At 44.3% G+C, this 21,070-nt stretch carries 20 protein-coding genes; 11 read left to right on the top strand and 9 right to left on the bottom strand.

Annotated features, from left to right (window positions below):
- A partial coding sequence (locus WBA23_RS07720) for a Gfo/Idh/MocA family protein (RefSeq protein ID WP_424581695.1) occupies nucleotides 1-986 on the bottom strand: 986 nt, incomplete at its 3' end.
- A gap of 244 nt (nucleotides 987-1,230) precedes the next feature.
- Between WBA23_RS07720 and WBA23_RS07715 the strand changes: the two genes are divergently transcribed.
- The 4 genes from WBA23_RS07715 (at nucleotide 1,231) to WBA23_RS07700 (ending at nucleotide 6,028) form a co-directional block, all read left to right on the top strand.
- The gene (locus tag WBA23_RS07715) at nucleotides 1,231-2,148 is read left to right on the top strand and encodes a universal stress protein (RefSeq protein WP_424581694.1); all 918 of its coding nucleotides are present in this window, start codon (nucleotides 1,231-1,233) and stop codon (nucleotides 2,146-2,148) included.
- Nucleotides 2,149-2,476: 328 nt separating this feature from the next.
- Nucleotides 2,477-4,021 (top strand): replicative DNA helicase, encoded by a 1,545-nt coding sequence (gene dnaB / locus WBA23_RS07710; protein ID WP_424581696.1) that lies wholly within the window; start codon nucleotides 2,477-2,479, stop codon nucleotides 4,019-4,021.
- A gap of 12 nt (nucleotides 4,022-4,033) precedes the next feature.
- Nucleotides 4,034-4,690, top strand: coding sequence for a pyridoxamine 5'-phosphate oxidase (gene pdxH, locus WBA23_RS07705; protein WP_424581693.1), 657 nt, complete (start codon nucleotides 4,034-4,036; stop codon nucleotides 4,688-4,690).
- A 165-nt stretch (nucleotides 4,691-4,855) separates the two neighbouring features.
- Nucleotides 4,856-6,028, top strand: coding sequence for an aspartate aminotransferase family protein (locus tag WBA23_RS07700; RefSeq protein ID WP_424581692.1), 1,173 nt, complete (start codon nucleotides 4,856-4,858; stop codon nucleotides 6,026-6,028).
- Nucleotides 6,029-6,051: 23 nt separating this feature from the next.
- Here WBA23_RS07700 and WBA23_RS07695 read toward each other — a convergent pair whose 3' ends face one another.
- Nucleotides 6,052-6,372, bottom strand: coding sequence for a hypothetical protein (locus WBA23_RS07695; protein ID WP_424581691.1), 321 nt, complete (start codon nucleotides 6,370-6,372; stop codon nucleotides 6,052-6,054).
- 158 nt (nucleotides 6,373-6,530) lie between these two features.
- Between WBA23_RS07695 and WBA23_RS07690 the strand changes: the two genes are divergently transcribed.
- The 3 genes from WBA23_RS07690 to rsmG are packed head-to-tail and all read left to right on the top strand — an operon-like array spanning nucleotide 6,531 to nucleotide 8,929.
- Complete coding sequence (locus WBA23_RS07690; RefSeq protein WP_424581690.1) at nucleotides 6,531-7,634, top strand: glycosyltransferase; 1,104 nt, start codon at nucleotides 6,531-6,533, stop codon at nucleotides 7,632-7,634.
- Nucleotides 7,625-8,233, top strand: coding sequence for an RNA polymerase sigma factor (locus WBA23_RS07685; RefSeq protein ID WP_424581689.1), 609 nt, complete (start codon nucleotides 7,625-7,627; stop codon nucleotides 8,231-8,233). Before WBA23_RS07690 ends, WBA23_RS07685 begins: the two co-directional genes overlap by 10 nt.
- Before the next feature lie 51 nt (nucleotides 8,234-8,284).
- Nucleotides 8,285-8,929 (top strand): 16S rRNA (guanine(527)-N(7))-methyltransferase RsmG, encoded by a 645-nt coding sequence (gene rsmG, locus WBA23_RS07680; RefSeq protein WP_424581688.1) that lies wholly within the window; start codon nucleotides 8,285-8,287, stop codon nucleotides 8,927-8,929.
- An 83-nt stretch (nucleotides 8,930-9,012) separates the two neighbouring features.
- Here the strand turns inward: rsmG and WBA23_RS07675 are convergent, their stop codons facing one another.
- Entirely contained in the window at nucleotides 9,013-9,150 is a 138-nt protein-coding gene (locus WBA23_RS07675) for a hypothetical protein (RefSeq protein WP_424581687.1), read from the bottom strand.
- A 206-nt stretch (nucleotides 9,151-9,356) separates the two neighbouring features.
- On the bottom strand, nucleotides 9,357-10,622 hold the full coding sequence (locus tag WBA23_RS07670; RefSeq protein ID WP_424581686.1) for an asparagine synthetase B: 1,266 nt from the start codon (nucleotides 10,620-10,622) through the stop codon (nucleotides 9,357-9,359).
- Between the two features lie 164 nt (nucleotides 10,623-10,786).
- Between WBA23_RS07670 and WBA23_RS07665 the strand changes: the two genes are divergently transcribed.
- Nucleotides 10,787-12,025, top strand: a complete 1,239-nt coding sequence (locus tag WBA23_RS07665) for an ABC transporter permease (protein WP_424581685.1) — start codon at nucleotides 10,787-10,789, stop codon at nucleotides 12,023-12,025.
- 12 nt (nucleotides 12,026-12,037) lie between these two features.
- Here the strand turns inward: WBA23_RS07665 and WBA23_RS07660 are convergent, their stop codons facing one another.
- Complete coding sequence (locus WBA23_RS07660; protein ID WP_424581684.1) at nucleotides 12,038-12,517, bottom strand: RidA family protein; 480 nt, start codon at nucleotides 12,515-12,517, stop codon at nucleotides 12,038-12,040.
- Between the two features lie 3 nt (nucleotides 12,518-12,520).
- Nucleotides 12,521-15,139, bottom strand: a complete 2,619-nt coding sequence (locus tag WBA23_RS07655) for a gliding motility-associated C-terminal domain-containing protein (RefSeq protein WP_424581683.1) — start codon at nucleotides 15,137-15,139, stop codon at nucleotides 12,521-12,523.
- A 163-nt stretch (nucleotides 15,140-15,302) separates the two neighbouring features.
- Between WBA23_RS07655 and rlmD the strand changes: the two genes are divergently transcribed.
- Nucleotides 15,303-16,715 carry a 23S rRNA (uracil(1939)-C(5))-methyltransferase RlmD gene (rlmD, locus tag WBA23_RS07650; protein WP_424581682.1) on the top strand — a complete coding sequence of 471 codons (1,413 nt, stop codon included), beginning with the start codon at nucleotides 15,303-15,305 and terminating at the stop codon, nucleotides 16,713-16,715.
- A 296-nt stretch (nucleotides 16,716-17,011) separates the two neighbouring features.
- Nucleotides 17,012-17,521, top strand: coding sequence for a PRC-barrel domain-containing protein (locus tag WBA23_RS07645; RefSeq protein WP_424581681.1), 510 nt, complete (start codon nucleotides 17,012-17,014; stop codon nucleotides 17,519-17,521).
- 49 nt (nucleotides 17,522-17,570) lie between these two features.
- Here WBA23_RS07645 and aroB read toward each other — a convergent pair whose 3' ends face one another.
- The 3 genes from aroB to WBA23_RS07630 all read right to left on the bottom strand — a co-directional run bounded on the left by aroB (nucleotide 17,571) and on the right by WBA23_RS07630 (nucleotide 20,321).
- Nucleotides 17,571-18,611 (bottom strand): 3-dehydroquinate synthase, encoded by a 1,041-nt coding sequence (gene aroB, locus WBA23_RS07640; protein WP_424581680.1) that lies wholly within the window; start codon nucleotides 18,609-18,611, stop codon nucleotides 17,571-17,573.
- 42 nt (nucleotides 18,612-18,653) lie between these two features.
- The gene (locus tag WBA23_RS07635) at nucleotides 18,654-19,130 is read right to left on the bottom strand and encodes an ankyrin repeat domain-containing protein (protein ID WP_424581679.1); all 477 of its coding nucleotides are present in this window, start codon (nucleotides 19,128-19,130) and stop codon (nucleotides 18,654-18,656) included.
- 72 nt (nucleotides 19,131-19,202) lie between these two features.
- Nucleotides 19,203-20,321, bottom strand: coding sequence for a chorismate mutase (locus tag WBA23_RS07630; protein WP_424581678.1), 1,119 nt, complete (start codon nucleotides 20,319-20,321; stop codon nucleotides 19,203-19,205).
- 109 nt (nucleotides 20,322-20,430) lie between these two features.
- Between WBA23_RS07630 and WBA23_RS07625 the strand changes: the two genes are divergently transcribed.
- On the top strand, nucleotides 20,431-21,070 hold a 640-nt coding region (locus tag WBA23_RS07625), incomplete at its 3' end, for a proline dehydrogenase family protein (RefSeq protein ID WP_424581677.1).

Raw genomic sequence — 21,070 nt, 5'->3', positions numbered from 1 at the left:
CGGCCCTTTTCGCCTACAAACTCAATTCCATGGTCTTTCCCGTAAGGGCCTAGCCGGTTAATCATATTATGTTCCCACACCATAATGAAATAATCAAATTCGTAGATGGCTCTCATGGTATCGGGGGTTTCCATTGCACTACCGGGGTCAGCAAATTTGCCACCAGAGGCCATCACCGAATTAGGAGCGGTAGCATCCATGCCCAGTAGTACCAGATCTATCAAATGCACTCCCCAGTCGGTCATCTTGCCTCCGGCGTAGTCCCAGTACCAGCGGAACGAGCCGTGGAACCGGTTTTCATTAAACGGTCGCTCGGGAGCCGGGCCTAGCCACAGTTTGTAGTCTACTTCGGGCGGTGGCGCGGTATCGGGCTTGGGTTGCACAATACGATCAGCGCCACTGTGGTTCCAGGCTCGCACAAAGTTTACGCGTCCAATTTTTCCATCTCGAATCAATTTCATTGCGGGTTGCCAATGTTCACTGCTACGTTGCTGCTGACCTACCTGCACAATGCGCCCGTACTTATTTACCGCTTCGGCCATCACCTGACATTCTTCAATCGAGTTAGCCAATGGTTTTTCTACGTACACATCCAACCCCGCTTCGCAGGCCTTAATGGTTTGTACCGCGTGCCAATGGTCGGGAGTACCCAAAATTACCGCATCCAAGTCGGGATGTTCGTAGAGTTTGCGAAAGTCGCTGTAGGTTTTCGGGCGATTGCCCGCCATTTTTTCCACATCACTCACTCGCTCGTCTAATATCCGTTGGTCTATATCGCAGAGCGCAACGCAGTTAACGCCCGGTATCTGCAAGTGCGAGCGCAGGTTGGCCCAGCCAATATTTCGTACGCCCACCACCGCAATATTGACCTGATCGCTGGGAGCTAATTTTGTTCTAGATTGAGCACCAAGTACGGCAGGAGCGGCCAAAGCACCTGCCGTGCCACTGCCTAATTTTGCCAAGAAATTTCTTCGAGATGAATTCATATTTTAGGTTGTTTTGTTTAATATCTTAAAATACAAAATTGCGTTCTAAAATCAATTTTTGTTCAATTAGAAAAACTAGTTTAGTCATCCGCTTTAAAACCAACGAATCAGGTAAGCTGAGCAGTTTTTGGCGTTCTTATCACAAGCTAAAGAATGATATTTCTGGGAAGGATTGCTGTTAGGCAGCATTATTCCTAATTTAGGCAACACATTGGCTTATCTTACAACCTACAATTTTTTTCGTATGTATGAATTGAAACGCATTGTAATTTCGGTAAACTTAACTAATCTAGATGAGGAAGTAGTGCGCTACGCATCTGTTGTGAGTCACATTATGGATGCTGATTCTGTATACTTCGTTCACGTAGCTGATACGCTTGATCTTCCCGAAGATTTAGCCAAGCAGTACCATGACGTATTGGCCCCGGTAGACGAAACGATCAAGCACGAAATACAGCATCTTATTGATAATTATTTTCCTCACGGCGAGAGCACTCAGATATCAATTGATGTACTACAAGGCAAACCTACTGACGAACTGATTCGCTACGGGAAACAGAAAGACACTGATCTTATTATTTTGGGGAAACCTGAAAGTTCCTCAACAAAAATAAATCTAGCTAAGGTGGCTGAAATCAGTGCCAGTTCGGTGCTGTTCGTACCAAAGAATGCTGATATAAAGATTGACAAAATCGCGGTAGCCCTCGATTTTTCTGATCACGCAAAGATGGCGTTGACCCAGGCAGTTAAGTTTACTAAGGAAGGGGAGGATGTCACTATTTACGGGCATCACGTTTATCAGATTCCGAAGGGCTACTCTAAAACCGGTAAGAGCCATGAGGAGTTTAGCCAAATTATGGAGGAGAACGCTAAAAAGGAATCCAAAAAGTTCTTTGCTAGCAACAGCCTACAGGAAGATGTTTTTGAAATGCGCTACCAACTCAGCGAAGATGCCAAAATTGATGATGAACTGTTTGGCTTTGCTCAGCAGAAAGATGTGGATCTGATGATCATTGGCTCTCGGGGCCGTACTGCTGCGGCTTCTATCTTGCTAGGTAGCGTGGCCGAACGACTGCTTGCCTACCAGACCAATATTCCGCTGTTTATGGTGAAAGAAAAAAATAGTAATATGAGTTTTCTCGAGGCACTGCTCAGTATATAAATCATAACCAACTGAACATCAGAAAATCAGCTCAAAGCAGTGAAACTATCACTTCACTGAACGAATCAGCTTCTCATATTTTAGTCAGCCTAACGTATAAAATTTAGGCTGACTTTTTAGTATGTTTGCTCCCCCCAATCAGAAAAAAGGAAAACCAGAAAGTGGTTGGGTGCTTAGGCTATTTTTTCTAACTTATGAGATTACCGCGGTAGCGGTAGACGTTCCAGATGAAAATCGCTAACCAATATCTATGAATACTGCCAGACCAGGTGATGGGCAATCCCGCCGAGACTTAACGATACGAGGTGGGGACTACACCCGGAACCGGATGCGAAAAATTTTAGAAAACAATCCGGCTACTGGCAAAGTGCAGCCGCAAGCAGTTGATTTGGAAGAGGCGGTGTTGGGCGCGCTCATGCTAGAAAAGGATGCTCTTACTACGGTTATCGAAATTCTCCGGGTAGAGAGCTTTTATCGGGAAGCCCATCAGGAGATCTACAAAGCGATTCTAGAGCTGTTTGACAAATCTGAACCGGTAGATATCCTCACCGTTACCAGCCAACTGCGTAAAAGCGGAACGCTAGAGTTAGCCGGAGGAGCATTTGAAATTAGTGGATTAACCCAGCGGGTAAGCTCTGCCGCTAACATTGAATACCACGCCCGCATTGTATCCGAAATGGCCATTAAGCGCGAGCTAATCACCATTGCGTCCGAAATTCAACAAGAAGCCTACGAAGATACCACCGATACTTTTTCGCTACTCGATAAAATGGAGCAGCGTATTTTCAGCGTATCGGAAGCGAACATCCGAAAGAACTACGCCGATATGCGCTCCATGATGCGCGAGGCACTTACCGAACTAGAAGCCAAGAAGTCGCGCAAAGATGGCCTAACCGGAGTGCCTACCGGCTTTGCAGTACTCGACCGGCTCACCTCTGGTTGGCAGCGGTCCGATTTAGTTATTATCGCGGCCCGGCCCGGAATGGGGAAAACCGCGTTTATCCTTTCTGCACTGCGAAATGCAGCGGTTGACTTTGGGCATTCGGTGGCTATTTTTTCACTGGAGATGTCGTCGGTGCAACTAGTTAATCGTCTGATCAGTGCCGAGGCTGAGTTAGAAAGTGATAAGATCAAAAAGGGAAATCTACTGGACCACGAGTGGCAGCAACTCTACAGTAAAACCGCCGCTTTAACCGAAGCTCCTATTTTTATCGATGATACTCCGGCGCTGTCTATTCGGGAGCTACGCTCTAAGTGCCGTCGCCTGAAAGCTCAAAACGATATTGAGCTCATTGTAGTGGATTATCTGCAACTAATGTCAGGAGACTCTTCCAAGAACAACGGTGGAAACCGGGAGCAGGAGATTGCTTCTATCTCGCGAGCGATGAAGAATCTGGCGAAAGAGCTTAACGTTCCGGTCATTGCCCTATCTCAGCTCAGTAGAGCAGTGGAAACCCGAGGTGGTGACAAACGTCCGCAACTGTCGGATTTGAGGGAGTCGGGTAGTATTGAGCAGGATGCCGATATGGTGATGTTCCTGTATCGCCCCGAATACTATGGGCTTACTGAAAACGAAGAAGGGCAGTCGGTACAGGGCGTGGGTGAAGTAATGATTGCTAAACACCGAAACGGTGCGCTGGATACAGTCAACCTGAAGTTTATTGGAAAGTACACTCGCTTTACTAATCTGGACGATCCAATGGGTAACACCAACTACGGAAGTTCATTAGTAAGTGCCAGCGGTGGACAGGAGTTTAATGATTCCTCCAATATCATTACCTACACCAGTAAAGCGAACGATCCTGACTTTAAGAAAAATGATTCTGATGGTGATCTTCCGACCCCTCCTTCACAAGATGCTCCACCCTTCTAAACACACTTACTTATGAGTGCCTCTATTGCGGATATGCGGCAGGATTATTCCCAAAAATCTCTCGATATTTCCGATGTTTCCTCTGATCCGATTGAGCAATTTAATCAGTGGTTTGAAGAAGCCCGTCACGCTCAATTATCCGAACCTAACGCCATGCACTTGGCTACGGCTGACCCCAGTGGAAAGCCTTCGGGCAGAATTGTGCTGTTGAAAGGAATAGAAAACCGTGCGGAAGGTCGCCCCCGATTCATTTTCTACACAAATTACCAAAGCCGGAAGGGTAATGAAATGGAAAAGAATCCCCAGGTAGCACTAACTTTTTTCTGGGCTGAACTGGAACGTCAAGTGCGCATTGAGGGAACCGTGGCCGTATTAGACAATCAAACTTCTACCGAATATTTCCACAGTCGGCCCCGCGCTAGTCAAATCGGAGCCTGGACTTCCCCGCAGAGTCAACCAATTACTGATCGTAGCGTACTGGAAGAGCGAAAGGAAAACTTTACGCAGAAGTATAATGGCCAAGAAATACCCAAGCCTTCGCACTGGGGTGGTTACGCCGTCACCGCACTGTCCTTTGAATTCTGGCAAGGTCGCCCCAGCCGCTTGCATGATCGCATTTACTACCAGCTCGAGGAAGATAGGTGGAAAATTCAACGTTTAGCTCCTTAATAACTAGGGATTGGGTATTAGGTGTTGGGGTTTGGAAGGGGATGTACAGGATGCACAGGAAGTATATTTATAAAAGCCGCTGAACTACATCAAAAAATCCTTTTAAAGTAAAGTTTCTGCAATCTATCTCTAATACCCAATCTCCAAAACCTAACCCCTAAATTCATGAACCCTACCGAACTAGACCAACAATACTACCTACCCGTTTTTAACCGTTACCCAATTACCTTAGCAAAAGGAAAAGGTAGCCGATTGTGGGATACAGATGGCGAAGAATATATCGATATGTTGGCCGGAATCGCCGTAACCAGCGTAGGCCATTGCCACCTTAAAATAGTGGAAGCTATCCAGCAGCAAGCAGGTCAATTAATGCACGTTTCTAATTTGCTACTGACCGAACCGCAGGCACAGCTCACTCAAAAACTGGCTCAATTTTCAGGGATGGATCGTATATTTCTATCCAACTCCGGGGCGGAGGCGGTAGAAGGAGCGGTAAAAATAGCCCGTAAATACGCGCACAAACACGGAAGAGGAGGGACTATTATTACGTTTGAAGGAGCCTTTCACGGAAGAACGTTAGCCACTACTGCGGCGGGTAGCTCCAAGTATCAGGAAGGGTACGATCCCATCCCCGCCGGGTTCACTAAAATTCCTTACAATGATATTGATGCGCTGGAAAATGCTTACTCTGACGATGTAGCGGCCGTATTAGTGGAACCAGTGCAGTGGGCTGAGGGCATAAAAGTAGCACAACTGGAGTTTCTTCAAGCAGCCCGCCAATGGTGCGATGAGCATAATATTGTACTAATCTTTGATGAAATTCAGTGTGGGGTTGCACGAACCGGTAAACCGATGGCCTATCAACTTTTCGGGGTAAAGCCCGACGTGATTACAATGGCTAAAGCACTGGGGAGTGGTTTTCCTATCGGAGCAACATTGTGCATTCAAAAGATTGCTGATGCGCTGAATAAAGGCGATCATGGGTCTACCTTCGGTGGTAATCCGTTGGCTTGCGCGGCGGCTCTTGCAACGTTAGAGGTTATCGAAGAAGAAAATTTAGCTCAACAAGCGAATATTTCTGGGGCTCGATTGATGGGTTACCTTTGTGAACTTGCCGTCGAGAATCCATCAATCACTACAGTAAGTGGTGTGGGATTAATGATTGGAGCAAAACTCAATCAGTCCGCGCGTCCGGTAGCGGAACGCATGCTGAATCATAACGTAATTGCGGGTGCCGTTGGAAAGGATACTATCCGTTTTGTTCCAGCACTCAATACCCCTTGGGAAGATTTGAAGAAAGGGGCCGATGCATTGGTAGCCGCTTTAGCTGATAGCTGACTCACAGGGCAAAAAGCGATAAATTAGTTAAAGTGAATAGGTAAATGGCGAACCAAGAATTCTACCGGCATTAGACCGTATATTTTGCCTATCATCAAAAAAGTAAGTAGCCCTAAGCAGTTACGGGCAAATTCGTAGTCGACACTAACAAAAGTAAAACCAAAGTGCCACTTGTATAGCGAGAAAATCAGGCTAAAGCCTAATGTGCCCACCAAAGCTGCTGAGGTATAAAACAGCACTGAATGTTGTTGAGCCCATCGGCTACCCAAGCGAATGAATAAGTATACTCCTGTGTACTGTACAAAGAGAATTATAATCGCTACTAAAAAGAAATCTATTGTCACGGTGCTAAATTTTTGCTAACCTTATTTTAATTCACCAAGGTTTTCATTTGGCCTAGCCTTGGATTGAGCTATTTGTCTTAAAACGATGGAAGGAGTAGTTTTGCGCTTTTGCTTAAATCTACAAATTATGTTCCAAAATTGCTAAGTCCAACAAATTTATGGAGTGGGTTGCTGTGTTTGTTTTTGTCGCCGCTGGGCTTTTCCAGTTGTATTGGTACTACACACTCTACGCAATTTGGAAAACCTATCATTTACCTACGTCAACTACCTCTCATCAACCGCCTATCTCTATTATCGTCTGTGCTTATAACGAAATAGCCAACTTGAGAATTCTGTTACCGCTACTGTGTAATCAACAATATCCTACCTACGAGATCGTCGTAGTAGAAGATACGTCGTACGATGGTAGCTTAGATTTTCTATTAGCTCAAAAAGAGAAGCTTAGCAACCTGAAAATTGTTTGGTTGCGCGACCGCCCTGAGCATGTGGGGGGCAAGAAATATGCATTAACCTTGGGAATACAAGCTGCCCGTTATCAGCATCTATTATTAACCGATGCCGACTGCCGTCCTGTTAGTTCATTTTGGATTTGTAAAATGGTCCAGGCTTGGTCTTCTGATTGTGAATTTGTACTAGGCTATTCCCCTTATCAGACTTTACCAGGACTGCTCAATGGATTCATCCGCTACGAAACACTACATACGGGCATGACATACTTGGGTGCTGCTTTGAGAGGATACCCATATATGGGAGTTGGCCGGAACTTAGCGTACCGAAAATTGTTTTTCTTAGATAAAAGAGGGTTTCGTGGGTTTTGGCACCTTACAGGAGGGGATGATGATATTTTCGTAAATCAGCACGCAACTGATAAGAACACAACAATTGCTATTCATCAGGAGAGCCAAATGATCTCGGTTCCGAAAACGAGTTGGCGAGCGTATATTCGTCAGAAAGTTCGTCATTTGAGTGTTGGGAAATTCTATAAAGTGCGAGATAAACGGTGGTTGGGAGCGTTCTCGCTGACAACAATAGGTGTTTGGTTAGCGGGGGGATTATTATTGTTTACCGGAGCATGGATTTTGGCTTTGCTGGGTATGCTAGTACGTTGGGGAATGATGGCTTTCGCATTTCGTAGTGCATCTAACAAGTTGAATGATTCAATTCCCTTACATATGCTGCCAATATTCGATTTTTTATACGTTATTTACTATATGAGCATTGGCCCCATTGCCCTGCTTTCAAAACATATCCGATGGAAATAAAAAAAGATTTTTCCAAAAAGGCGTTAGAAGATTTTCGGCTGATTGACGAGGCTACCAAGAGAAATGATGAGCAAGCCTACGCTGAGTTAATGCGTCGCTACAAGAAGCCCGTTTACCATATGGTACTTAAGATGGTGCGTAATGTTGATGATGCTGAAGATTTAACCATTGAAGCGTTTGCTAAAGCATTTAAGAGCCTCCATCGGTTTAAGAAAGACTACACGTTTAGTACTTGGCTATTCCGAATTGCTACAAATAATGCCATTGACTTTATTCGGAAGAAAAAACTGGAAACACTCAGCCTCAACACTTCATTTAAAGATGATAATGGCGATGCAGTGAATATTGATATAGAGGATAATAATCTTGATCCGCAGGAAGAAGCTATTAATGAGCAGAAAAAAGAATTGGTACGAGCTTTTGTAACCAAATTGCCTCCCAAGTACCAACGTTTAGTAAAACTTCGCTACTTCCAAGAATTCTCCTATGATGAAATTGCTAAAGAACTGGACGCCCCCCTGGGCACGGTAAAGGCCCAACTACACCGCGCTCGGGAGCTCATGTACGAGTTAGTGAAAAATAAGAAAGAACACATCTAGAATGACAAATGAATAATAGTTGAACCCATCAATCATTATTCATTACTCATCATGAATCCACCCCAGCAGCTTGACCGTATCTACCACTATTTCCCTGATCTTAGTGAACAGCAAAAGCAACAATTCTCAAAGGTTTATCCATTATACCAAGAGTGGAACGAAAAGATCAACGTAGTTTCCCGGAAGGATATTGATAATATCTACCTGCATCATGTGCTGCATTCACTGGCAATTGCCAAGGTAATGTCTTTCCTTCCCAATGCCCGAGTGTTGGATGTAGGTACCGGCGGCGGCTTTCCGGGTATTCCGTTAGCTATTCTACTTCCGGAAACTCATTTCCACTTGGTGGACTCCATTGGTAAGAAAATCAAAGTTGCTCAGGCCGTAGCCGAGGCATTAGAATTAGATAATGTCACCTCTGAGCATATTCGGGCAGAAAAAGTGAAGGGGCAGTACGATTTTGTAGTTACCCGAGCAGTGGCTCGCCTTCAGCTACTTTGGACTTGGTGCCGCAAGGGAATTTCGCCCAATTCACAGCACGAATTGCCTAATGGAATGCTTTGTTTGAAAGGAGGGGATTTGACTGAGGAATTGAAAGAAACCAATCTGTCGCATCGCTTATATTCTCTCACTGATTTCTTTGAAGAGGATTTCTTCGAAACTAAGAAAGTAGTGTTCGTGGAAAAGCAAAAGTAGATTAGCGGGCTTCTAACTCACTATATCTTGTTTTTTAAAAGATGATGAAGTTCTTCGTATTTTTCTGAATTATCAGCATCTAATTATCCTACGTAGCCTTCGGTTGAGTTTATTAGCAACCGACGAATCTGCTGCCCTCTGTTTATCCAAAGCTTTTCCTCCCAATAGGCTAAGTCAGTATCAAGATTAATCGTTTGGTTTTTTCCGACTAAGCGTTTCACTATCAAAGTGGTGCAATCTTGGATTATAAGGTGTTTGTAAGTAGCCAGCACCTTTACTAGCATTACCACTCCGAAAAAAGTTGTTAAGCAAAATAAAAATACTAAGCCTTGAGCTTGAACGACTGATAAATATAGTCCGTAAAAGTTAATAGCTGTAAACGTGAGCCAGAACCCAAACAAAATTGGTTCATCCGTTAATTATCTAATTAGGTCTTTTGCTTCTTCTTCTTCGCTGCCGGAAACAAGATATTATTCAGAATAAGCCGGTAACCGGGGGAGTTGGGATGCAGGTTTAAATCAGTGGGAGCTTCACCTACGCGATGTTGGTAGTCTTCGGGGTCGTGCCCGCCGTAGAACGTCCAGAAGCCTTTTCCAAATACTCCGTGAATATACTTGGCTTCTCCCGCCGATCGGGTTTCGCCTAGCACCACTACATCGGGGCGAATCAGGCTTTTGCGGAAAGCGGTAGTCTGTCCCATAAACCCTTTCACAATGCGCTCGTGGTTTTGGGTAAGCATGGTTGGAATCGGGTCCCACTTGGCCGAGAACTCAAATAAGTTAAAGAAGTCATTATCCTGACTTAAACCGCGAGAACGAGGATCAACATCAATATTGGAATACTCGTACTCGTAAGGGTTGTAGACAATCTGAAAATCTTGAAAAGCGAAGGTATTGCCGAACTGTAGTTTTTCCTGAGCATTTGGATCGGCGTTATCGCCATCATACATAGGACCGCAAATATCCACTCCATCGGCAGCCAAGGCAATATCGTAAGTATCGGTAGCCGAACACATGGCAAACATAAATCCTCCCCCAGAAACAAAGTCCCGGATTTTCTTCACCACGCCTAATTTCAACTGAGAAACTTTATCGAAGCCATGTTCGTGAGCCGTTTTCTCGTAATTACGCTGCCGCTCAATGTACCAAGGAGCATTACGGTAGATGCGGTAGAACTTCCCGTATTGCCCGGTAAAATCTTCGTGGTGCAAATGTAGCCAATCGTACTCCGGTAGCTTGTCGTACATCACCTCATCATCAAATAGCACCTCGTAGGGAATTTCGGCATAGGTTAGTGCCAAGGTTACTGCATCATCCCAAGGTTGCTTACTCTTAGGAGAGTAAACCGCAATTTTAGGATGCTTCTCTAGCTTCATCAGATCTTTATTAGATGATGGGCTGGCAATTACACTGATAATCTGATTGTACTGCGCATCGGAGATTACTTCGTAACTCACTCCCCGAATCACACATTCGTTTTCCAGCTTTTGGTAGTGCTTACTAGCGAAGCTCCCGCCCCGGTAGTTTAGCAACCAATCAACTTCGCCGTCTTGCTGCAACACCCAATAAGCAATTCCGTAGGCTTTTAAGTGGTTAGATTGTACTTGATCCATCGGCAGTAATATATACGACGCCTGTACCCATCCACCGATAAATACCAACAATAAGCTGGTTAACACAAATTTCATATTCATAAGCTATCCTGTTACTATTTTAATGAATAATCCTGACGATTTATTGCCAAAAAATGAGGAATATTATTACTGAGATATTATTTTGAAAGTACAGAAAAGTTGCGAAGAATTTAAATTAACAATCATTAGTTTGCCAAATTTATCTTACGTATGTAACGTTCTTTATGAATTTGATTAATAATATAGAAGAAAGCCTCAAGGCAATTAGAGATAATCTACTACGAACTACCCTCACTGCTTTGATTATTGCACTGGGGATCACAGCCTTGGTTGGAATTTTAACGGCTATCGATGGTATTCAGGCTTCAGTAGATGATAGTTTTGCCAGTTTAGGGGTGAACTCCTTTACCATTCGGGAGAAACGGGGCGGCAATCGTCGCAGCCAGCAGGGGCGCACCGAGAAAAGCTACCCACCTATTCGCTATAGCGATGTAAGGTCTTTCATCAAACGTTACAACTTCCCAGCGCAAGTGTCGGTTCGAGCTCGGATCACCAGCGGTGCAGAAGTCAAAAAAGGTTCCAACAAAACCAATCCCAACATTCAGGTTGAAGGCACCGACGATTATTATCTGGGAATAGAGGGGTATCGCCTACAGAGTGGACGTAATTTCTCCCGCCTTGAAGTAGAAAAGGGCACCAACGTCGCTATTGTCGGTGCTAGTATCGTAGATGCTCTATTTGACACTCCGTTAAGTCCAATAAATCAGACTATTTCACTATTAGGATCACCTTTTAAAATTATTGGAATACTGGAAGAAGTTGGTTCAGGCCCAGGTGAGAATGTCGATAGAAAGATCGTTATTCCATTAAATAAAGGGCGACAGTTAGCTACTGCCAGTACGCTCAACTATACGACTACTGTTTCGGTTACGGCCGGTAATCAAACGGATGTAGCTATGGGCGAGGCTACCAGCCTGATGCAGGCTATTCGCCAGGACCCTATTGGCAGTGAACTATCTTTTGAGATTGAAGAGAAGAAATCGCTCAGTGAGCAGCTAGAGGAAATTACTGGTTACCTACGGATTGGCGGATTTTCTATTGGACTAATCACATTGTTAGGAGCTTCGATTGCTCTAATGAATATTATGATGGTTTCGGTGACAGAGCGCACCCGTGAGATTGGAGTTCGAAAAGCGTTGGGGGCCACCCCGCAGCGTATCCGCCAGCAATTCCTTATGGAGGCTATTGTCATTTGTCAGATTGGAGGAGTAGCCGGAGTGTTACTTGGAATGGGCATTGGAAACGTAGTAGCTCGCTTTATGGATGTGGGGCAGTTTATTGTACCTTGGGTCTGGATCCTAAGCGCGCTACTGATCTGTATTGGTGTTGGCATTTTTTCGGGATACTACCCTGCCTATAAAGCATCTAAACTTGACCCAATTGAATCGCTGCGGTTTGAGTAGCTATTTTAGGTATCACTGGAACACCTCTCTCGATACAGTAAGAACTGTAAATGTCGTAGTTAATCCGACACTGAAGTTTCTAGGTAGTTTCTCTACGCCAAATATCGCTCTCGTATGCTGTCCTTTTTCTCCTAAAATAGCTGTAAATAAGTCAGAAGCACCATTCACCACTTCTGGCGAATCGTCCCAATCATCACTGGCTTGAAAATAAGCATCAATATGATTTAGTCCAACCAAATGCTCGAAGCCGACTTTTCCATTTATTTGTGCTAATACATTCATAGCACATAATTTCATAGCCTCGTAACCCTCTTCGGTCGTTAGATCATTTCCCAGACGTCCAGTGTACAAGTATTCTCCATTGAGGATCGGGAATTGAATTGCTACATAGGCAATATTATTCCTAATATTTACCGAGACATAATTACCTCCGGGGTCTGATACTTCAGGAAGGTCTAGCCCAATTTCGCTTAGCCTATCTAGTGGATTCACAGCTTACTCAGTATCTGGCGAGTAGATATACACTCGCTCTTTGTATACGTCTCTAGAATAATACACCAGATAAAAATAAGGGCCCGGCGGTCTTTTATCAGCGTACCACTCAAAATCAGGACTGTTGGATTGAAATACTAGCCGACCCCAGCGATTGTAAACTTCAATACGCTGAAACTGATTAGCGCAAGTACCAATGGGTAGGTCACAATCTCGATTGGTTTCGTTACAGAAATTTAGGTGAAAGAAATCTCCGGTTCCGTCGCCATTGGGAGTAAAAGCATTGCGGGGTTCAAATTCATCAAAGTCGAGCGGAGCCACACCCAGTTCCAGCGTTACAGTAGTAGTATCATTTTTACTATTGAAGCACTGGTCATCTTCTATTGTGAACGAGAGCTTAAAGGTGGCTTCTTCGAAATCAGGCGGAAGCAAGAAACAATCAGGATTCCAAAAAAAGCGCGACTGTACTCTCCCCCGAGCGCGAGCGTTGTTAAATCGGAAATTAACTACTTCCAGGTCAATCGGTTCTCCATCAAGCGTTACTTCGGCCAGGCGAAGAGTCAGAATATCTGATTGATTTTCGTCGGTGCCAACTACATCTAGCACTACCGGAAAACCTACGGCTGCCCGCACGGTGTCTGAGTCAATGTTTTGTATAAATACGGTTGGCGCTTCATTGTCGGGCGGTAGCACATTAATGCGTATACGAAGCGAATCTGTAGCGGGATCACTACAACCGGTTTGGTCAGTAGAAAGAAAAATAATATCAAACGAGCTACGTTCGGCTAAATCAATATTATTGCAGGAGAGCCGCCAACTAAAGGGCGAGCTGATGTTTCGAATACCTGTGTTGCCCGGAAAGTTGATTGCGTAATCGGCCAGATCAAATCCATCGCCTACCGCTCTTAAATCTAGCAAATCACTATCCACGTCTTCAGCCAACACATCAAACGAAAGCAGTTCATTAATGCGAACCGTCACTTCGGTTTCTTCCAGTCCGTCTAGTGTAATCTTGGGGCGGTTATTATCAGGTAATCTCACCCGAAACCGTACCCGTAGCTGATCTGGCTCACCTAACTGACACTCACTTAAATCGTCTAGTTCTACTAACACTGTAAACTCATTCTGCGAACGAAAATCAAATGCAGAACAATCGGGTGTCCAAGTTAATACTTTGCGAACTTCGCCGGGCACCAATAGCCGCTCCTGTAGCTCAATACCTAAATCACTTAAACTAAAACCGTCGCCCTCCGCCGTCAATGTTAGTAAATCATCATCCTCATCTAGTCCCTGAATCTCTAGCTCGTAGTTTTCGCCTATATTGATATCCACGTTAAGTACGTTGGGGTTTCCAACAATAACCGGATCGCTGTTTTGTGGCCCTTCTACCTCTACCGTAAGCCGAAGCGTATCGCGAAGGGGCACACTACAAGCATCATCGTAAGCAATTATATCAATCAGCATTGGACCCCGCACGTAGGGGCAATCCGGCAAACAGAAATCTAATTTTAGCGTATCAGTAGGGCCATTCAAAATACTTAACTTGGTAGAAATCAAATCCTGAATATCCTGGTCAAAGTTTACCCCGATAGCTTCTACCGTAATTACTTCTTCGGGGTCAGCATCAGTAATAAATAGTTCTAGGCACTTCTCGTCTTCCAGTCCAAAGTTTATGGTATTACCCTCTTCATAAAAACCGGTTTCGCCTTTCACCTTGGCTTGTACTCGGGGTGTTTCGCCGGGGTCGGCATCTACCACAAACATCTGAAAATCTCTTCTAACCTCTCCAATCTTCTCTCCGTCCCGAAACTCTTCTACTTTAATAGCAAATACAAATAATCCAAGATCCGAAGGGGTTACGGTAAGCAGTCCTTCTTGACTAATACGTAAGGGCGGGGTTCCGGCAATAATGTTATTAAGAGTATACCCATCGGCTAGGTTAACCAACGGATGAGGAGCGGGAGTAGGCGGCGGAAGCCCCCGGTCAGTTAGTGAGCTGTTTAGCGGATGAGCGAGCGAATAAACTAGCGAATCTCCATCGGGATCATTTCCTGAAAAATCGAAGTAAAACGGGTTATTGATAACCGCATAATCACTCAAGGGTGGAAATAAAATGGGGGTGGTATCTACGAACGGTCTACCATTTCGGACTACCGGTGGAAATTCCAGATAAAAGGTTTGCCCCGAGCGTTCTTTTACCGAGGGATCAATATTATCAATAAGGTTATTACGGCAACAGCGTTCGTACACCACATAGTAACCCTCCGGATCGTTATACCGGTTGGATGGAAGAGTAATGCTTTCCGTATAAAGAATTTTTCGGGTAGAGAGGGCGTCGATGGTACACTCAGGGTTGGTGTAGTCAACAAACTCGGAGCCGACATTTCTCAATCGCACCTCCATCATAAAGGCATTGTCGCTTTTCCGAAAAATATGTACTCTCGCCTCTAGATCTTCCGCTTCCGGATCGCCATTTACATCATCGAAGTACTGGATTAGGTTGAGCTGATACTGAAACCCTTCAATATGCCGTAGCTCAAACTCTCCTCCCACAATGTGGCTCGCTTCTATCGTTTTGAGAAAAACAGAGCAAAGGAGCAAGCTTAGTAGACACTTCTTCATTCGCTAAAAGTTAGATCCTTACCAGCAAAAACCACAAAATTCCGCAATTTTCACTTCCCTCAATGTTAAAGATACTTATTTTCGCTAAATAGTTGGTCAGGCTACTTACAAATATCTTAATCAATTACTGAGAAAGTACAAATAGCGTACCTTTACTTAATCTATGGCTAGAAGAGAGAAATTACCCCTGCTAGAAAATGTAACTATTGAGCGAATGGCTGCCGAAGGCAAATGCGTGGTTCATACCAATGGACGAGCCGTATTTGTACCGTACACTGCCCCGGGCGATGTAGTTGATATTAAAGTAACCAAAGCCCGAAAGAAATTTTGGGAAGGTAAAGCTGTTACGTTTCATCAGTACTCGCCCCAGCGTACTGAGCCTTTTTGTTCGCATTTTGGCATTTGTGGTGGCTGCAAGTGGCAGCACATCCCCTACGAGCAGCAGTTAGTGTACAAACGCCAGCAGGTAATTGACCAGTTTGAACGCATTGGTAAAATACCTTTTCCTGAAGTTGATCCCATTTTACCATCTCAAAATACGCGCTACTACCGAAACAAGCTGGAATTTGCTTTCTCAGATCAACGTTGGCTTACTCGCGAAGAGATAACTTCCGGCGAGAAAATAGATAAGCGGGCACTGGGCTTTCATATTCCGGGTAGTTTTGAGAAGATACTACCCATTGAGCACTGTTATTTACAAGCCGACCCGTCTAACGACATTCGATTGGCAGTGGATCAGTACGCTAAGGAGCATCAGTTACCGTATTACAATATGCGTCAGCACACCGGAGTGCTTCGTACTTTGATGATTCGTACTGCCAACACGGGTGAGCTAATGGTATTGGTACAATTCGGGCGCGATGCCGATCATGCTCCCGAGGCTATTGATGGGTTACTCAATCATTTGCGGGAGAAGTTTCCAATGATTACGTCACTACAGTACGTAATCAACCGGAAGATGAACGATACTCTTCACGATCTGGAAGTGACCTTATTTTCCGGACGATCATACATCACAGAGCACATGGAGGATTTGCAGTTTCGGGTAAGTGCCCAATCGTTTTACCAAACCAATTCAGATCAGGCTTACCAATTGTACCGAGTTACGCGCGATTTGGCGCAATTGGGTGGTGAGGAAGTGGTTTACGATTTATACTCAGGCACCGGTACGATTGCTAACTTTATTGCTTCGCAAGCAGAAAAGGTAATTGGCGTAGAGTACGTAGATACGGCTACTCAAGATGCTAAGGTGAACTCGCAAATTAACGGCGTTAGCAATACTGCTTTTTTTGCCGGAGATATGCGAAAACTGCTAAATTCAGAATTCTTACAAGAGCACGGGCAGCCCGACGTAATTATTACTGACCCGCCCCGGGTGGGAATGCACGCCGATGTGGTGAAACAATTATTAGAAATAGGTGCGCCTCGTATTGTCTACGTGAGTTGCAACCCCGCTACTCAGGCTCGAGATACTGCTCTACTGCACGAAAAGTACCGGATTGAAAAACTGCAACCGGTTGATATGTTTCCTCATACCCATCACGTAGAGAACGTTGCATTGTTAGCACTGCGATAAGAAATTTTACTGACGGGCGACAATAGTTCTTCAGTAAAAAGTAAGTGCTTGGCGAGCGCGAAATTATATTAGTATACCATCACAAATTATAACTTAGCAAGTTCTTGATAATTGCATGCTCAAACAGGTTGTAATTTGGTATTTCCAATTTGGAATTAATCTAACTAACCATTTTACAGTTGTGCATCCACTAAACTTTTTAGGAGTAGCCGAGTTCTAGTCGTAGAATTTTACGCATTTTTTAGTCGACCGCATTTTTTTTAAGCGGTGCGCAAATCACATTAATAGTTACAATTATGATGATTTCTAAGTTTCTATCAGCTAATAATCATATTATAGGGGGAACTGTATACAACTCTGTAGAGGAAAAGGTTGGGGTTATTGAAGATATTTTTATCAGTCCTGAAACGAACCAAATAGTTTTCGCCATTCTAGAAGAAGGAGGCTTTTTAGGATTAGGAAGTGACGCTTACGCCTTGCCCTGGTCTATGCTGGAATTTAACACTAATTCAGGTTCTATTTTACTAGAAGTACGTAAAGAAAAAATCAAAAACGCCCCAAAAGTTGATATCCAAAAATTAATAAACGGTGATCGAGCTGAGATAGGTAAGCTGGAAGAATACTACGGAACAAAGGGTTTATCTCCCAAAGGCGATGTAGATCAGGAAGATTATCAGGCCGAACGGCATACAAACCAACACCATGAAGGTTACGAAGGCTCAGCCAAAATTACCGGAGAGGCCCCGCAAAGCAACCCAGCCGACGATATTGATTACGAAAAGATGAAAGGTATTAAACAGAGCTAGTTATGCTGGCCTCTGTTTAGAGCACAACTACATTTTATTCTTGAGCACTTTATAGGTTTCTGTAGTACTCTAAAGCCTCTCGAATAGCCGACTCGGTGACCGGAATATCAAAGCAAGCTTTGCCTACCTTATCTAGCAAGGTGCACAGAATAGTACCTTGCTGATTCTTTTTATCCTGCTTGGCTAAGTGGGTAATTGCTTCTAGAGAATCTAGCGGAATAGCAACTTTACCAAAGATCGCCAGAATAAAATCTTCTAGTTCTTCGGCTTCTTCCGAACTAAGCGATGCATACCTTATTGATAGTTGCGCTTCAGCAATCATTCCAATGGCGATAGCCTCACCGTGCAGAAGTGGTGTTGCTGATTCGAGGAAATGACTTTCTACCGCATGACCAACGGTGTGTCCGAAGTTCAGAATCTTCCGCAGACCTCCTTCCCGAAAATCCTGATCTACTACCCACGATTTCACTCGTACTGAGTGGCGAATATGCTCCACCCACGGCTGGTTTGTCAACGCTACGCTCCGAAGCTTGTTCCAGTACACCAAATCCTGAATCAGCGCGTGCTTAATTACTTCAGCAAAACCCGACCGTAGTTCCTGCTCGGGTAGTGTTTTTAGGAATTGAGCATCAATTAGCACTTGTTGTGGCTCCTGAAATAAGCCAATATGATTTTTAAACCCGTTAAAATCAATACCCAGCTTGCCACCTACCGAGGCATCTACTTGGGCTAGTAACGTAGTCGGTATATTCACGAACGCTACTCCTCGCTTATAAGTAGCTGCGCAGAAACCACCCATATCACCAATCACTCCCCCACCCAGATTGATCAGTAGCCCTTTACGATCAAAATGTTGTTCGGTAAGCTGCTGCCAGATATGCGCACAGGTATCCAGATTCTTGTTTACTTCTCCACTCTTTGTCTCAGCCAGCGTATAATCCGACGGCAGTACCTTCTGAATAAGCGGCAGGCAATGCTCTTGCGTGTTTTCGTCAACCAATACAGCTACTTGAGAGAAATTATTCTTAGCGAGTAAGTTGGAAAGCTCTTCCGCTATACTTTCGGTAATGGTTACGTTATCGGCGGGCATAAATTGCTAGTGTTATGGTGCTACAGACCTCAGTACTGTTATTCAGCTAAGCGTAAATTTAAGAGGAAGGTATTGCTTTAATAAGCTCTTAAGATCACCTGTGCCGTATTGTTTGGCAATTCGTAACGATTCTACTGTCAGAAGCTTTGGGTCAGCACCGTTTTTTATAAGCCATTTGGTGATTTCCGTATTACCACTATTGGTAGAAGTAAAAATGCTGGTATTAATTGGCATTCCATTATCTGTGTTGATGTCAATACCTTTCGATATCGAAAATTTTACTCCTTCCAATTCGTTATTATGCACTGCGTAGTATAAACCGTTACAACCGTGAGCAAATATATCAGCACCAAGTGATAAGAGATATTTAGCAGTACTGATTTGGGAATATGCAATAGCATTTACAAGAGCCGTATCAATCTCAGCCTGAGAAAACCCACATTCTATCAAGGTTTTCAGTTCTACTAACTTTCCTTCGCAGGCCAAATCCTCAATTTTGTTCTGCCTTGCGTTTTCCATAATCTCAATTACAGATTTTAAACTTTAGAACCATGGAGGGTAATATGGCACTATAACACCCTAATACCAACTTTAAGATTTCACTCGCAAACCTGACTCAGTTTCGCTTTCATCGGAGGTATTGTCCATCACTTCGGTTTGCTTGCGGATAGATTCTACGTGCAGTAAATTGAACAGGTCAACAACAAAACGTTCCCGCAGAGCAGCCTCTTTTGCCCATTCCTTTCTCGATTCAAACACTCGGTTCCAACGATCGAGCAGAAAAGCCGCTACGTTATTTTTCTTCTTCCATACGCCGATTTGAGCCACTAAATCAAGGCGATTAGCCAGTAGCTCAATCATTTCCCGATCGGAGTGATCAATCTGGGTACGCAGTTCCTCTAAGTGGGTTATATATTCGATATCTTCCGAAGAAGCTTGGCGTATACGCAGATTACGGATAATTTCACCTAGAGAATGAGGGGTTACTTGCTGGCGAGCATCGCTCCAGGCTTGTTCGGGGTCGCGGTGGGTTTCAATGATGAGTCCTTCAAAGTTTAAATCCATCGCAATTTGGCTAGCTTCGGCAATATCTTCCCGCTTACCCATAATATGGCTAGGATCACAAATCATCGGCAAACCCGGTAGCTGCCGTTTCATTTCAATCGGCAGTTGCCACATCGGCACGTTACGAAAACGAGTTTTCTGGTAAGTAGAGAAGCCCCGGTGAATTGCACCCAGTTTGGTAACCCCCGCTTGGTTGAGTCGCTCCAACGCGCCCATCCACAGAGCTAAATCAGGATTAATAGGATTTTTAACCAGTACTGGCACATCGCATCCGCGTAGGGCATCGGCAATTTCCTGGACGATAAAAGGGCTTACAGTGCTCCGGGCTCCCACCCACAGCACATCGATACCGTAGTGCAGCGCTTCTTCTACATGCATGGCATTAGCCACCTCGGTAGAAAATTGCACATTTAGGTCTTTCTTAATATCCTGAATCCATTGCAGAGCTTCCTGTCCCACTCCCTCAAAAGTATTGGGGCGAGTACGAGGCTTCCATACTCCCGCTCGCATTAAAGTAACGCCCTGCTCTTTTACGGCTTTCACAGTATCGTAAAGCTGCTCCTCCGTTTCGGCACTGCACGGTCCTGCGATAATCAGCGGGTCCGTTTTGCCAATATTCCATTGTGATAATTCAGTGAGTTTCATAGGATTCGTAAACAAATATACCCGGTAAAATAGTTTATAACGATAAATGATGGATGCTCAATAGAGGGTCATCAATTATCCATCATTAGTCATCATTCAATATATAATTATGGAATACGTCTTCACTGAAGCTCCCCCCCCGGTCTCTTTCGACAATACTAAAATTGCCTTTTCTTATAAATCGGATCTGGATTTACGAAAAACGTATTGGCTATTTAAAGCGATTAATTACCCGTTCTTAACGAGCGTAGGCACAAAGGTGGTAAAATTCGCCCTAAAATTAAAGCTACCCATTCACAGCATACTAAAACATACTTTATTTCAGCAGTTTTGCGGGGGCGAAACCATTGCTGACTGTGTTACTACCGTTCGAATGCTAGCGTCGCACAACGTAAAGACGATCTTAGATTATTCAGTAGAAGTGAAAAAGACAGAAGACGGTTTTGACCACACCACCGAAGAAACCCTCCGGGTAATTGAAGCTGCCCGACGTACTCCTGATATGCCTTTCTGCGCTTTTAAAATGACAGGCATCATGCAATTTGAACTGATGGCTAAAGTACAGACTGGCACTTCGCTTTCAACAAAGGAACAAACGGCTTTTAACCGAGGAAAAGCGCGGCTAGAACGATTGTGCGAAGCAGCTTATCAGGCCGATGTGGGAATTTTTGTTGATGGCGAAGAATCCTGGATTCAGGAGGTGATTGATGATTTGGCCGATGAGATGATGCAGCGGTACAATAAAGAGA

The sequence above is a fragment of the Tunicatimonas sp. genome, from assembly GCF_049647865.1.
Taxonomy (GTDB): Bacteria; Bacteroidota; Bacteroidia; order Cytophagales; family Cyclobacteriaceae; genus Tunicatimonas.
The sequence above is the reverse complement of the archived record's forward strand: the minus strand, read 5'-3'. Positions and strand labels throughout refer to the sequence as shown.

What these genes read in the sequence shown, in the direction of transcription:
- WBA23_RS07715 (WP_424581694.1), top strand. Translation starts at nt 1,231, where the DNA reads ATGTATGAATTGAAACGCATTGTAATTTCGGTAAACTTAACTAATCTA.
- dnaB (WP_424581696.1), top strand. Translation starts at nt 2,477, where the DNA reads ATGCGAAAAATTTTAGAAAACAATCCGGCTACTGGCAAAGTGCAGCCG.
- pdxH (WP_424581693.1), top strand. Translation starts at nt 4,034, where the DNA reads ATGAGTGCCTCTATTGCGGATATGCGGCAGGATTATTCCCAAAAATCT.
- WBA23_RS07700 (WP_424581692.1), top strand. Translation starts at nt 4,856, where the DNA reads ATGAACCCTACCGAACTAGACCAACAATACTACCTACCCGTTTTTAAC.
- WBA23_RS07690 (WP_424581690.1), top strand. Translation starts at nt 6,531, where the DNA reads ATGGAGTGGGTTGCTGTGTTTGTTTTTGTCGCCGCTGGGCTTTTCCAG.
- WBA23_RS07685 (WP_424581689.1), top strand. Translation starts at nt 7,625, where the DNA reads ATGGAAATAAAAAAAGATTTTTCCAAAAAGGCGTTAGAAGATTTTCGG.
- rsmG (WP_424581688.1), top strand. Translation starts at nt 8,285, where the DNA reads ATGAATCCACCCCAGCAGCTTGACCGTATCTACCACTATTTCCCTGAT.
- WBA23_RS07670 (WP_424581686.1), bottom strand. Translation starts at nt 10,622, where the DNA reads ATGAATATGAAATTTGTGTTAACCAGCTTATTGTTGGTATTTATCGGT.
- WBA23_RS07665 (WP_424581685.1), top strand. Translation starts at nt 10,787, where the DNA reads ATGAATTTGATTAATAATATAGAAGAAAGCCTCAAGGCAATTAGAGAT.
- WBA23_RS07655 (WP_424581683.1), bottom strand. Translation starts at nt 15,139, where the DNA reads ATGAAGAAGTGTCTACTAAGCTTGCTCCTTTGCTCTGTTTTTCTCAAA.
- rlmD (WP_424581682.1), top strand. Translation starts at nt 15,303, where the DNA reads ATGGCTAGAAGAGAGAAATTACCCCTGCTAGAAAATGTAACTATTGAG.
- WBA23_RS07645 (WP_424581681.1), top strand. Translation starts at nt 17,012, where the DNA reads ATGATGATTTCTAAGTTTCTATCAGCTAATAATCATATTATAGGGGGA.
- aroB (WP_424581680.1), bottom strand. Translation starts at nt 18,611, where the DNA reads ATGCCCGCCGATAACGTAACCATTACCGAAAGTATAGCGGAAGAGCTT.
- WBA23_RS07635 (WP_424581679.1), bottom strand. Translation starts at nt 19,130, where the DNA reads ATGGAAAACGCAAGGCAGAACAAAATTGAGGATTTGGCCTGCGAAGGA.
- WBA23_RS07630 (WP_424581678.1), bottom strand. Translation starts at nt 20,321, where the DNA reads ATGAAACTCACTGAATTATCACAATGGAATATTGGCAAAACGGACCCG.